General features: G+C 51.0%; 11 protein-coding genes. 4 read left to right on the forward strand and 7 right to left on the reverse strand.

Translation table 11 applies throughout. From position 1 onward, the window contains the following. Positions 1–1,131, reverse strand: a complete 1,131-nt coding sequence (locus tag AC5FXQ_RS01330; protein ID WP_493600705.1) for a 5-(carboxyamino)imidazole ribonucleotide synthase — start codon at positions 1,129–1,131, stop codon at positions 1–3. Between the two features lie 150 nt (positions 1,132–1,281). On the opposite strand from AC5FXQ_RS01330, the gene AC5FXQ_RS01335 reads away from it, so the two are divergent. The 3 genes from AC5FXQ_RS01335 (at position 1,282) to hemE (ending at position 3,900) form a co-directional block, all read left to right on the forward strand. Next, on the forward strand, positions 1,282–1,899 hold the full coding sequence (locus tag AC5FXQ_RS01335) for a MarC family NAAT transporter (RefSeq protein WP_299702280.1): 618 nt from the start codon (positions 1,282–1,284) through the stop codon (positions 1,897–1,899). Between the two features lie 186 nt (positions 1,900–2,085). Further along, positions 2,086–2,706 (forward strand): MarC family NAAT transporter, encoded by a 621-nt coding sequence (locus tag AC5FXQ_RS01340; protein WP_299988113.1) that lies wholly within the window; start codon positions 2,086–2,088, stop codon positions 2,704–2,706. A gap of 153 nt (positions 2,707–2,859) precedes the next feature. Then, positions 2,860–3,900, forward strand: a complete 1,041-nt coding sequence (hemE, locus tag AC5FXQ_RS01345) for a uroporphyrinogen decarboxylase (protein ID WP_493600706.1) — start codon at positions 2,860–2,862, stop codon at positions 3,898–3,900. Between the two features lie 198 nt (positions 3,901–4,098). Here the strand turns inward: hemE and AC5FXQ_RS01350 are convergent, their stop codons facing one another. The 6 genes from AC5FXQ_RS01350 to AC5FXQ_RS01375 all read right to left on the reverse strand — a co-directional run bounded on the left by AC5FXQ_RS01350 (position 4,099) and on the right by AC5FXQ_RS01375 (position 11,513). Then, on the reverse strand, positions 4,099–5,898 hold the full coding sequence (locus AC5FXQ_RS01350) for a TrkH family potassium uptake protein (RefSeq protein ID WP_493600707.1): 1,800 nt from the start codon (positions 5,896–5,898) through the stop codon (positions 4,099–4,101). 34 nt (positions 5,899–5,932) lie between these two features. Beyond that, positions 5,933–7,732 carry a TrkH family potassium uptake protein gene (locus tag AC5FXQ_RS01355; protein ID WP_493600708.1) on the reverse strand — a complete coding sequence of 600 codons (1,800 nt, stop codon included), beginning with the start codon at positions 7,730–7,732 and terminating at the stop codon, positions 5,933–5,935. Beyond that, the gene (locus AC5FXQ_RS01360; RefSeq protein WP_493600709.1) at positions 7,713–8,732 is read right to left on the reverse strand and encodes a bifunctional heptose 7-phosphate kinase/heptose 1-phosphate adenyltransferase; all 1,020 of its coding nucleotides are present in this window, start codon (positions 8,730–8,732) and stop codon (positions 7,713–7,715) included. The genes AC5FXQ_RS01355 and AC5FXQ_RS01360 overlap by 20 nt, the downstream gene beginning before the upstream one ends. Then, positions 8,732–9,940, reverse strand: coding sequence for a pyridoxal phosphate-dependent aminotransferase (locus AC5FXQ_RS01365; protein WP_493600710.1), 1,209 nt, complete (start codon positions 9,938–9,940; stop codon positions 8,732–8,734). Before AC5FXQ_RS01365 ends, AC5FXQ_RS01360 begins: the two co-directional genes overlap by 1 nt. 671 nt (positions 9,941–10,611) lie before the next feature. Next, a complete protein-coding gene (gene recR / locus AC5FXQ_RS01370; protein WP_493600711.1) occupies positions 10,612–11,220 on the reverse strand; it encodes a recombination mediator RecR in 609 nt (202 codons plus the stop codon). A gap of 11 nt (positions 11,221–11,231) precedes the next feature. After that, positions 11,232–11,513 (reverse strand): ATP-dependent Clp protease adaptor ClpS, encoded by a 282-nt coding sequence (locus tag AC5FXQ_RS01375; protein WP_101445728.1) that lies wholly within the window; start codon positions 11,511–11,513, stop codon positions 11,232–11,234. Between the two features lie 402 nt (positions 11,514–11,915). Here AC5FXQ_RS01375 and AC5FXQ_RS01380 point away from each other — a divergent pair, with 402 nt between their 5' ends. After that, positions 11,916–12,458: a hypothetical protein gene (locus tag AC5FXQ_RS01380; protein ID WP_493600712.1), complete on the forward strand. Its 543-nt coding sequence runs from the start codon at positions 11,916–11,918 to the stop codon at positions 12,456–12,458. Position 12,459: the final 1 nt, after the last annotated feature.

Consider the following 12,459-nt stretch of genomic DNA (forward strand, 5'->3'; position numbering starts at 1 on the left):
TTATGCGATTACTTTGATGATGTTACGGATTGACTCGGCCCGCTGCTGAGCTTCCTGCAGGTCAGTGCCCAGCACCGTGATGTGGCCCATTTTACGGGCAGCACGGGTATATTTTTTGCCATAGAGGTGAATGTACACACCTGGTACAGCCAGCGCTTCCTGCAGGCCTTCGTACCTGGCCTCGCCGTCATAGCCCGGTTCACCCAACAGGTTCAGCATCACGGCGGCACTCTGGATATCGGTGCTACCGAGCGGCAAGTTCAGGATGGCGCGCAGGTGCTGCTCGTACTGTGAAGTATAATTTGCTTTGATGGTATGGTGCCCGCTGTTGTGCGGACGAGGCGCTACCTCATTCACCAGTATCTGCCCGTCCTTGGTCAGGAACATCTCCACGGCCAGAATACCGACCATGTCAAACGACTCGATCACGCGGGTAGCTATTTCGATAGCGAGGCGCTGCAGTTTGTATGGCACGTTGGCAGGCGCAAAAAGGGAATCTACGAGGTTATGTTCCGGGTGGAAACTCAGCTCTACTACCGGGAAGGCCGTTACCTGCCCGCTGGCATTGCGGGCCACGATCACGGAAATCTCTTTTTCAAAGTCCACCAGTTTCTCCAGCACTGACGGTTCCGTGAAGCCCTTCCCCAGATCAGCATCACTCTGCAGACGAGTCACGCCGCGCCCATCGTATCCTTCGCGGCGCAGCTTCTGGAAAGCCGGCAGAAAATCAGTATTGGCTTGTAGTTCTTCGGCATCTTTCAGAATTCTGAAATCGGCGGTAGGTATGGCGTGCTTGCGGTAGAATTCCTTTTGCAAGCCCTTGTCCTGTATGGTGCGCACCGTGCTGGCATCCGGGTATACCTTCACACCTTCCTGCTCAAGTTTCTCAAGTGCATCAGCGTTTACATGCTCAATCTCAATCGTGAGGATATCACAGTTTTTACCGAATTCATATACCGTGTCGAAGTCGCGGAAGCTGCCCACGTAAAACTCGTTGCACACGTCTTTGCAGGGTGCGTTCTCGTCCGGGTCGAGCACCAGGGTATAGATATTGAAATCGAGTCCGGCCTGTATGAGCATGCGACCCAGCTGCCCACCGCCCAGTATTCCGAGCTTTACTTCTCCTTTCATAGTATCGTTGCTTAGGGTGTTGACTACCCAAAATTAAGGATTATGTTTTAATCGCCTTACCTTCTGTTGCATTTCTATACCTGGGAAACGCTGTTCTTTGGTTTTATATTGATTAAAAACTATATTGGAAGTTCTACGTTTATCGCTCCCATGGAAATTATTCTTGCCACGCTTTCTGCCCTTTTCTCGGTAGTGAACCCTTTTGGGGCCATGCCGGTGTTTCTGACGCTTACTCAAAACGACACAACTGAACAACGTAACCAACAGGCGCTCAAAGCTTGCCTCTACATGGTGGGTATACTGGCGGTGTTCTTTCTGGCGGGGCAGTACGTGCTCAACTTCTTCGGCATCCGCATACACGACCTGCGCATCGCGGGCGGCTTGATGATCATGCGGGCCGGCTTTGAATTGCTCACACCAGGTGGCAGCAACAAAAAAGTGTCGCCGGATGTAGTGGAGGAAGCGCAGCACAAAGAAGATATTTCCTTCACGCCGCTGGCTATGCCTATGCTTTCCGGTCCGGGCGCCATTGCGGTAAGTATCGGTTTATTCACCACTTCACTTTCCTTTCTGGATATGACACTAATCTTGGTCGGTATCATTCTGCTGGCCGCGATCAGTTACGTCATTCTCCGCTTCTCGACCCAGCTGACTCGTTTTATGGGCAAGGCAGGTCTGTCGGCGCTATCCCGCATCATGGGCTTTATCGTACTGTCCATCGGTGTGAATTTTATCGTGTCGGCTATTTATGCGCTGTTTTTGTCGTAGATCAGGATTTACAGGATTAAAAGATTGACAGGATTTTCGAAGCTACGACGTCATCCTCAATTGAACTTTAGTCATTGCCCCACAAGAAAAAAGAACTCTTCACACTTAACAATCATACAATACGGCGTTAACGCAGGCGTAATTTCACCACCCTAGCTTTGCATCAGAAAACAACCTGACCAAGCTATGGAAATGATGCTGGCCACTTTTTCGGCCTTATTTAGTGTGGTAAACCCCTTCGGGGCAATGCCCGTATTTTTGACCCTCACCCAAGACGATACCCCCTCCAACCGCAACCAGCAAGCGCTGCGGGCCTGTATCTACATGGCACTGATACTGGGAGTGTTCTTTTTGGCCGGCCAGTATGTGCTCAACTTCTTCGGCATCCGGCTCCACGACATCCGCATCGCAGGCGGACTGATGATCATGAAGGCAGGCTTTGAGTTGCTCTCCAGCAAGGCACACCGTGGCAAAAAAGTATCGAAAGGCGTCCTGAAGGAGAGTATGCAGAAAGAAGACATTTCCTTTGCACCACTTGCCATGCCGATGCTGTCGGGCCCGGGAGCCATTGCTGTAAGCATCAGCCTATACTCCGATGCACTTTTAATAACTGATTTGGGCCTAGTCGTAACAGCCATTGTCGCATTGGCGGTAGTGGCCTACCTGATTCTTATTTTCTCGCATCAGTTGCTGCAGTTTATGGGGAAAGCAGGGCTGTCCGCACTGTCGCGTATAATGGGCTTCCTGGTACTGTCAATCGGGGTAAACTTTATTGTGACAGGTATAAAAGCCTTGTTCTTCACATAGGCACGACTACACAGCTATTTTAAATACACCAACCAAAAATCCCTAACCACATCACCCCGCACAGAGTACACCATTTTTATATGACAGTTGCCATGCCGTTTGATGATAACAATCATCTTCCGACAGTCAGCATTTTTAACGTATCTTTGTGCCATGCAATTGAAGAATGACCTGCTTATAAGAGCCGCCAAAGGAGAAACCGTAGAACGTACTCCGGTGTGGCTGATGCGCCAGGCTGGCCGCATCCTACCTGAATACAGAGCCGTACGCGAGAGCCTGAGCGGTTTTAAAGAGTTAGTGGAAACGCCTGATCTGGCTGCTGAAGTAACCATTCAACCCGTAGACATCCTGGATGTGGATGCCGCCATTATTTTCTCTGACATCCTGGTGGTGCCGGAGGCGATGGGTTGTACCTACGAAATGGTGGAGAAGCGCGGACCATGGTTCCCTAAGACGATCCGTACTGAAGCTGATCTGGCAAGACTCCGTGTAGCTGATCCGCACGAGCACCTGGGCTATGTACTGGAGGCTATCAGAGTAACGAAGAAAGCCCTGAATGGTCGTGTGCCATTGATCGGTTTTGCAGGTGCACCCTGGACGATCCTCGCCTACATGGTAGAGGGCAGTGGCTCCAAGACATTCTCGCATGCGCGCGGTTTACTCTACACCAACCCGAAGCTGGCACACCAGATGCTGCGCATGATCACCGACACCACCATCGCATACCTGAAGGCACAGGTAGAGGCGGGTGCCAACCTGATACAGGTGTTCGACTCCTGGGCAGGTATACTCACACCAGCGCACTACCGTGAGTTCTCACTCCCATACATCAGCGAAATTTGCAACGCTATCAACGAGGTGCCGGTAACGGTATTCGCCAAAGGTGCTTTCTTTGCCCTGGAGGATTTCAGCAAACTCAACTGCGAAACCATCGGCCTCGACTGGAACATGGACATCAAAACGTCCAGAGCACAGGTTGGCCCGAATAAGACCCTGCAAGGCAACATGGACCCATGCCTCCTTTACAGCTCCTTCGACACCATCCAGCACGAGACCATCAAAATGCTGAAGGAGTTCGGACCGCAGCGCCACATCGCCAACCTCGGCCACGGTGTATACCCTGACACTGACCCGGAGAAAGTAAAATGCTTTATCCAGACGGTGAAGGAGTATAGCGGAAGCTTCAGAAGTTAGAGAGTTTGGGGTTTAAGAAGAACGAGAAAGCAATCGAACTTTCAGGCCCTATCTAATCAGAATACGCTTTAAACAGAGAAGGTCCGCCAAATTTGGCGGACCTTCTCTGTTTAAAGAGAGGTTGGTTAAAAACCAAAAGTCAAAATTTACTAATGCTGCATTTCCCTAATCCCTCGACTCTTAAACTCCTCAACTCTTTTATCCGACTGGCACGTGCGTCTCCGGATATTTGTAGGCAGTTGTGGTGGCACGTGTGCTCAGGGCGAGGGCGAGGGTCAGTGTACCCACTCTGCCCATGAACATTGACACGATGATAACGCCCTTGCCCGCATCGGAAAGACCGGCGGTTATACCTGTGCTGAGACCCACCGTTGCAAATGCCGATACCTGTTCAAATGCCAGTCTGAAAATATCGAACTGGGAGTCGGTGATGGTGAGGATGAACAGGAATAGAATGTTAATCATGGCGGCGAACGTAAAAACCGAAAAAGCCTTGTAAGACACGGAGTGCGGTATGGTGCGGTTACCTATCTCCACGTTTCGTTTGCCGCGAATTGTTGCCCACACCGATAACAGAATAATCGTGAAGGTAGTCGTTTTAATACCACCACCAGTAGAACCTGGCGACGCTCCGATAAACATCAGAAAGATGAACATCAGGAGAGTGGGTACATTTAGCGCCGATATATCGAGTGTGTTAAATCCCGCGGTACGGGTCGTTACTGCCTGAAAAAAAGATGCAATCACGGCTTCCACAAAACTGAGTTGCGCTAAAGTATTGTAATACTCCAGCAGAAAAAAGCCTACCGTGCCCATCGCAATAAGGGCAGCAGAGGTAAAAATGGTAATACGTGAGAGTAGTCTCCAGTTTCTCCAAGGCCTCTCCATGCGAGCCCGCATTGATTGCGGCGACAGCACATCGAGGATGGTCGGAAAACCGATGCCCCCGAAGATAATCAGGAGGGCCACAGTCAAGTGCATTACATAAGAAAACCGCACAGGTTCGGTGTACAATCCCTCTGGGAAAAGCGACAGTCCGGCGTTACAAAAAGCCGACACAGCATGAAAGATCGAAAAGAATATTTTACTGCCAAGACTCTCAAACTGAGCTTCCTGCCCCCATGTCATAAAGATGACCACAGCCCCGATGGCTTCAATAGTGAAGGTCATCACGACCAGTTTGCGCAGCAGGTTTTTGGTGGAGAAAAGCGACTCACTCTCCATGATCTCGTACATGGCCACGTGCTGTTTTATACCTACGCCCTGTCGCATGAGCGTGGCAAAGAAGGTAGCGAAAGTCAGAATACCCAAGCCCCCTAGCTGCACGAGCATCAACAGTACCACCTGCCCCGAAAAAGTAAAGTAAGTCCCCGGATCCACTACAGCCAGACCTGTCACGCAGGAAGCGCTGGCCGCCATGAAGAGGGCGTCAATAAAACGCATACTGCCCGGCGTGGTGATCATGTTAGGCATCATCAGCAAGCCTGCTCCTATCAGGATCAGGAACAGGAAACTAAGCAGAAATGTGATTGTGGGCTTGAACTGAAGTGTTTTGAGGTGCACGCGGGTTTCCAGCAACTCAATGATCAGCAGCAGCAGCATAAACAGCGACACGACCACCCGGTACACCTCCACGGAAAGCGGTATGTCGATGCTTTCGAAGAAGGTATAGATCGCTGACTCCTGCAGACCATAAGTGCTCACCTCGTTAATCAGGATAATCGCCATCAGCAGGCCTTCGAACCAGGTGCGCCTCAGGAACTTCTTTCGCTCGAAGCTATAAAGGATACGCAATAGGTAGATAATAACGAAGATCGACAGAATGGCATCGATGGCATTGAACAGCAGCTGAGTCGTGGCAGGCTTCTGCGCAATGCCATGCGCATAAATAAGCAAGCCAACCGAAATAAGGGTAAGCAGGTAGGTGGTGCGCCGCATCAGGGCGTATGCCCTGAGCTTACTGCCATAAAGCGCCCTGTTTAGCTCTTCTGTGCGCATTTAATGAAGTTCAAGTGCCAAAGCTAACACAAGCTTAACCAATAGCCAAATGTGTATCCGGATACTTGTAAGCGGTAGAAGTAGCTCGCGTACTGATGGCTAGCGCCAGGGTAAGTGTTCCTACCCTGCCGATGTACATCGACATGATGATCACTGTTTTTCCTACATCCGAAAGGCCGGCCGTTATACCTGTGCTCAGGCCCACGGTGGCAAAGGCAGACACCTGTTCGAATGCCAGTCGCAGTATGTCGAACTGGGCATCAGATATAGACAGAATGATCAGAAACAAAATATTGAAGCCAACTGCAAAGGTAAACACTGCAAAAGCCTTGTAAGACACCGAGTGCGGAATGGTGCGTTTCCCGATTTCAATGTTTCGCTTGCCCACGATGGTCGTCCAAACCGACAGGATGATAACTGTAAAAGTAGTCGTCTTGATACCACCGCCCATCGACCCCGGCGAGGCGCCAATAAACATCAGCATCATCATGATCAGTAAAGCAGGCACCGAAATGGCGGAAGTATCCACGGTGTTGAACCCAGAAGAACGGGTGGTTGCCGACTGAAAAAAGGATGTAATAAGCGCCTCCGCAAAGTTCAGGTGCGAGAGTGTATTGAAGTACTCCAGCAGGAAAAAGGTGATTGTACCGAAGGCCAGCAGGGCGGCCGAAGAATACACGGTTACACGTGTCATCATTTTCCAGTTACGCCATGGCATATCCATACGGGCACGCATGGCTCTTGGCGACAGTACATCAATGATAGTGGGAAAACCTATACCGCCTAATATAACCAGAGCAGCAATGGTAAGATGAAGCACGTAGGCGCCCTGCAGCGGGTTACTGTACAGGCCCTCCGGGAACAACGAAAAGCCAGCATTACAAAAACCAGACACGGCATGAAAAATAGAGAAGAATATCTTACTGCCAAGGCCTACAAATTCAACTTCATTACTCCACGTCGCGAAAACAATCACAGCTCCGATGGCTTCAATAGAAAGCGTCATGATGATCAGCTTGCGCAGCAGTCCTTTAGTGAAAGAGATAGACTCACTTTCCATGATCTCAAACATGGCTACGTGCTGCTTTATACCTATCCCCTGGCGCATGAGCGTGGCAAAGAAGGTAGCAAAAGTCATCACACCCAAACCACCCAGCTGCACTAGCAAAAGGAGAATAACCTGACCCGAAAAAGTAAAATAAGTACCCGGGTCCACTACCGTCAGGCCGGTGATGCAGGAGGCACTGGTTGCCATAAACAGCGCATCGATGAAGCGCATACCGTCCGGGTCATTGGTCATTTTAGGCAACATGAACATGGCCGTGCCCAATGCGATGAGCGTCAGAAAGCTCATCAGGAAGGTTACAGCCGGCTTTACCTGCAGGGTTTTGAGGTGTACCCTTGTTTCAAGCAACTCAATTACCAGTAGCAAGAGCATGTAAAGCGAGACCAGCACACGGTAGATCTCCACCGAAAGCGGCATGCCTATGCCTTCAAAAATATTGTAGATTATAGGGAAGTTAAACAGGTAAGTACCCACATGGTTGACCAGAATAATGGCCATCAAAATGCCCTCAAACCATGTTCGCCGCAGGAACTTGGCCCGCTCAAAGCCATAGAGGATACGCAGCAAATAAATTACAACAAAGACTCCGAGGATGGCGTCGATGGCGTAAAAAATAAGCTGAATGGTTCCAGGATCGGTCACAACACCATGTGCATACAACAGCAAGCCTATCGCTACAATCGTGAGCGTATAAGTGGTGCGGCGCATCAGCATGTATGCGCGCAGCTTGCTGCCGTACAGCAGCCTGTTAAGCTGTTCGGTGTTCATGGGTTTCGTACAGCCTGTTCTCTTTTGCTTCTTCGAACAAGCGGTTTCTGTCGACAGGCACTACCCCTACCTGTTCGCATACCAGTCCGCCGCCCAGGTTGCTCAGGCCGGCCATAAATGGCAGCGAAGTGCGCAGCGCCATACACAGCGCCGCAATGCTGATCACCGTATCGCCGGCCCCTGACACGTCGGAAATAGACCGGCGGTGGGCAGGTATATAGGTCTTCTCCTCGCCGTTGGCCACAAACACGCCACGCTCAGAAAGCGTCACGAGCACTTGCCTGGTCGAAAGCCGTTCTTGCAACTGGGTCACGGCCTCTTCAAAGGCATGCAGGTTTTCGTCGGCAAAGTCCACTTTCAAGCCTTCTTTGAGTTCTTTCAGGTTGGGTTTGAAAAGCGTACAGCCTTTGTAGCTCAGGAAATTTTTCTTCTTCGGATCTACCACGGTAGGTATACCGCGCTCGTTGGCCAGCTCAATAAAGCGGGCAATGTTATGCTCGGAGAAAACGCCTTTGTCGTAGTCCTCAAACACAACCACATCGGCACGATCGAGTAACTTCAGGTAGTGCTCCTCCAGGTGGCGCTCTTCGTAGTCGGCCAGGTTGTGCTCGATCTCGGCGTCCACGCGCAGCAGTTGCTGTGCACCGGCAATGATACGATGCTTGATGGTTGTTACCCGCTCCGGGCTTTGCACAATCCCTTCAATGGAGAGGTTGCGCTCTTCCATCAGGCGCAGGAAATCGCCTCCGTCCGGGTCATCGCCGATGACCGAACAAAGCAGCGGTGTTGCGCCCATGGCTTGCACGTTCAGGGCTACGTTGGCGGCTCCTCCCAGTCGTTTCTCGCGTTTCACCACGTTCACAATCGGCACCGGTGCCTCCGGCGAAATCCGCGTTGACTTGCCCCACAGGTATGAGTCGATCATCACGTCGCCCACGATGAGCACCGTCAGGCGGTCAAACGCACTGAATAAATCTTCTAAATTGGTATGCTGATTCATTACTGCAATTTGGCAAGGCTCTCCTTAATGCGGCGGAGCGCCTCAATTAGTTTATCGTCGGATGTGGCGTAAGAGAAACGGATACACTGCGGAGCGCCAAAGGCCTCACCACTCACCAGCGCCACATGCGCGTCCGTGAGCAGGTATAGGCTCAGGTCGAGGGCACTACTGATGATGTTGCCGTTGCAGCTCTTTCCGAAGTAATAACTCACATCCGGGAAAATATAGAAAGCGCCGGTCGGCACGTTCGTCTTGAAGCCCGGTATATCCTGCATGATCTCCAGCACGAGGTCACGGCGGCGGCGATAGGCGTCACGCATTTCCAGGGCAGATTCATTACCACCTAACAGCGCCGCATGAGCCGCTTTCTGGGCGATGGAGCAGGTACCAGACGTAATCTGGCTCTGCATTTTCTCACAGGCAGTTGCGATGTCTTTGTGCGCCGCAATGTAGCCCACGCGCCAGCCCGTCATGGCATAGCCTTTCGAGAAGCCGTTCACAGTGATCACACGGTCTTTAATAAAGTCGAAGCCGGCCATGCTGGCGTGCTTGCCTCCGAAGTTGATGTACTCGTAAATCTCGTCGGCGATGATGTATACCTGCGGGTGTTTCTCCAGCACCTTGGCAATCGCGAGCAGTTCTTCCTCGTCGAACACAGAACCGGTCGGATTACAAGGCGAAGAGTACATCACCACTTTGGTATTGGAGGTAATGGCGTTCTCGAGTTGCTCCGGTGTTACTTTGAAGTCGTTCTCCAGACGGCCCTGCAGCGGCACAGGTATACCTTCCGCCAATTTCACAATCTCTTCATAGGACACCCAGTACGGCGAAAAGATGATCACCTCATCTCCCGGATTCACCAGACACATCACTGCATTGGCTATGGATTGCTTGGCCCCTGTCGACACCACAATGTTCTCCGGACCATAGTCCAGGTTGTTGTCGCGCTTGAACTTGTCGGCAATCGCCTGACGCAGCGCCGGGAAGCCCGGTACCGGGGTATAGAAGGTAAAGCCTTCATCAATCGCCTCTTTCGCTGCGTCTTTGATGTACTGTGGCGTCTGGAAATCGGGTTCCCCAAAGCTCAGGTTGATGATATCGTGCCCCTGCGCGGCGAGTTCACGCCCTTTTTTGGCCATCGCGATGGTCTGCGACTCCGAAAGCGCCATGATTCTGTCTGAAAGTATGTTCAATGCTGTGTTCTGCATGCTTAATCTGAATTAAGCTCCAAAGTTAATATAATGCAAGAGAAAACCAGTGATAAGGGGGGTGTTTTACCTACTCTGAATCCCTCCTTTTGTCTGAATCAGGATTACGGGAATTAGAAAGGATTTGAAGGATTCTTGTGCATGATTAACCCACCCCTACCCCTCCCAAGAGGGGAATTAGTAATTACAAGTTCACAGCTACTGCTTCCTTGTTTCAGCAATAACCACTCACACCCCACGAACCACTGACACGTATTGCTAGGTAACTTTCAGTTACCTACGCAGCAGAAAGCGGTGCCAAGTGCACTTTTGACGATTTTTTGTCTGAGCGGTCAGCGAGTTCAAAATCGTCTTGATTTTTTTCCTTACTGGGGGTAGGGGCCCTCTATTTTTTCATCAAGGAAAAAAGTGAGTGCCCGACGCACAGGCGAAAAAGCAGCCCGCCTGGCAAGGCAAAGCTATGCAACAACACCGCTGCTATACCTAAGGAAGGCTATACTTCAGCAAAACTATACCTACAAAAGCATCAGCTATCCCTGACAAAGGGGCCAGAGGCCCCACGATAGTAGACACGAGCGTGGACGGTCGCGCCATGTTGACACCTATACCTGTCAAAAACCAAAAAGGACATGCTTTCGCATGTCCTTTCCCAGCTATTACAAGCCGCGGATTTAGTTCTTGCCGTAAGAGGTACGTTCTACAATGCTGCGTCCCAGGGTAATCTCATCGGTATACTCCAGTTCCCCTCCTACCGGCACACCACGGGCGATGGTGGTGATGCGCACATTGTGGTCGCGCAGTTTGCGGGTCAGGTAGAAAGCAGTGGTGTCGCCTTCCATGGTGGGGCTGATGGCCAGCAGGATCTCTTTTACTTCTGAGTTCGGCAGGCGCTCCAGCAGCGAATCGATGTGCAGGTCCGATGGGCCAACGCCTTCGATCGGGGATATCACACCACCCAATACATGGTACAGGCCTTTGAACTGAGATGTATTCTCTATCGCGATCACGTCGCGGATGTCACTCACCACGCACAGCAGACTACGGTCACGCAGCGGGTTCAGGCAAATGCTGCACACTTCTGTGTCTGAAATGTTGTGACACTCCTTGCAGTGCTTCACTTCAGTACGCATTTTCACGAGCGCCTCAGCCAGCAGAAAAGTCTCTTCAGACTCCTCTTTAAGCATGTGCAGCGCCAACCGCAGGGCAGTCTTGCGCCCTACGCCCGGGAGCTTGGCCAGCTCCTCAACGGCGTTTTCAATCAATTTAGACGGAAATTCCATTCAACCTCCCGCTACTCTATGTTGGCCGACAAGTCTTTGTCGTGCAGGGCAGTGCACATACCTGCCAACTCCTCGTAAGACCCTACCTTCACGGTACACTTGCCCTTGTAGTGGATCAGCAGCGTGCATTGCTCCGCCTGTTCCGCCGAGTGACCGCATACCTTGATAAGCGTTGCGATCACGTGGTCAAATGTGTTCACGTCGTCGTTATACACAATCAGGTTGCGCAGATCGGTACTCTCTTCGAGCAGGGCCACCTCATCCTGATGTAAAATTTCTGTCTCAATATTCATAGTGCAAAATTACGAATTTTTACGGAGCTACGGAAGCGGAAGCAACTATAAAACAGCACTCCCCGTCCAGCTCCGGCTATCCAAAAAAGGTATAGGTTAAAACAATCCGGAGCCGGGCTTAATTCCTGTGAGGGCAGATATTTCAGGGGATAAACTAAACCTTCGCTGTCATTTCGAACGCTAGTGAGAAATCTGATTTTTTTGGTAATTGTGAAAACCTTCAGATTTCTCCCAAAGGTCGAAATGACAGGTATTAAGAACAGGTATAACCACTTCTTGTTCTCAAGCATACCCCTTCTTGAACACCAAATCAATTTTTCCTAGCTTTACAGGTATAGCCTGCACATACGCAACCAACATCATCAGCGAGCGTTTGCCGCTTTATACCTTAGCCTATACCCTATGCCCACCGTGTCCACTGGTTTTAAGAAAGCTGTTCAGCAGCTTAGCGATAAAGAAAAGGAAGCCATTATCATCAAAGCCGCCCGGCGCGATGGGGAACTGTACGATTTGCTGGCCATCGAACTGGGCGAACTCACGCCGGAAGAAGCCTACGAACAAACCGCCGAGAAAATACACGAGCTGATGATCGGCACCACGGGCCGCTACCTCGGTCGCGCCCTGACTAAATCGCTGCGAAAGTCAGCCAAGGAGATTGCCCGTTTCAAGCGCATTACCAAGGATGTGAAGCTGGAAACAGACCTGCACCTATACCTGTTGCGCCTGATCTTCGACAACTTCACCGGCCAGTTCGACAGTTATTACAAAGCCTTCTATACCGCCACCGCCCGTCTCCTGCAGCGCACGATCCAGCTTATCCGCAAAAACCTCCACGAAGATTACCACCTCGAGTACAAAGACGAGCTAGACAGCTTTCTGGAGCAGATCCACAGCCGCAATAAGCCACTGAGCTTTGATTTACCGAGGAGTTTTGAAGTGGAGTAGG

The organism is Pontibacter sp. LHS1, assembly GCF_058932855.1.

Excerpts from the sequence above, each read along its gene's own strand:
- AC5FXQ_RS01330 (WP_493600705.1), bottom strand. The coding sequence starts at position 1,131 with ATGAAAGGAGAAGTAAAGCTCGGAATACTGGGCGGTGGGCAGCTGGGT.
- AC5FXQ_RS01335 (WP_299702280.1), top strand. The coding sequence starts at position 1,282 with ATGGAAATTATTCTTGCCACGCTTTCTGCCCTTTTCTCGGTAGTGAAC.
- AC5FXQ_RS01340 (WP_299988113.1), top strand. The coding sequence starts at position 2,086 with ATGGAAATGATGCTGGCCACTTTTTCGGCCTTATTTAGTGTGGTAAAC.
- hemE (WP_493600706.1), top strand. The coding sequence starts at position 2,860 with ATGCAATTGAAGAATGACCTGCTTATAAGAGCCGCCAAAGGAGAAACC.
- AC5FXQ_RS01350 (WP_493600707.1), bottom strand. The coding sequence starts at position 5,898 with ATGCGCACAGAAGAGCTAAACAGGGCGCTTTATGGCAGTAAGCTCAGG.
- AC5FXQ_RS01355 (WP_493600708.1), bottom strand. The coding sequence starts at position 7,732 with ATGAACACCGAACAGCTTAACAGGCTGCTGTACGGCAGCAAGCTGCGC.
- AC5FXQ_RS01360 (WP_493600709.1), bottom strand. The coding sequence starts at position 8,732 with ATGAATCAGCATACCAATTTAGAAGATTTATTCAGTGCGTTTGACCGC.
- AC5FXQ_RS01365 (WP_493600710.1), bottom strand. The coding sequence starts at position 9,940 with ATGCAGAACACAGCATTGAACATACTTTCAGACAGAATCATGGCGCTT.
- recR (WP_493600711.1), bottom strand. The coding sequence starts at position 11,220 with ATGGAATTTCCGTCTAAATTGATTGAAAACGCCGTTGAGGAGCTGGCC.
- AC5FXQ_RS01375 (WP_101445728.1), bottom strand. The coding sequence starts at position 11,513 with ATGAATATTGAGACAGAAATTTTACATCAGGATGAGGTGGCCCTGCTC.
- AC5FXQ_RS01380 (WP_493600712.1), top strand. The coding sequence starts at position 11,916 with ATGCCCACCGTGTCCACTGGTTTTAAGAAAGCTGTTCAGCAGCTTAGC.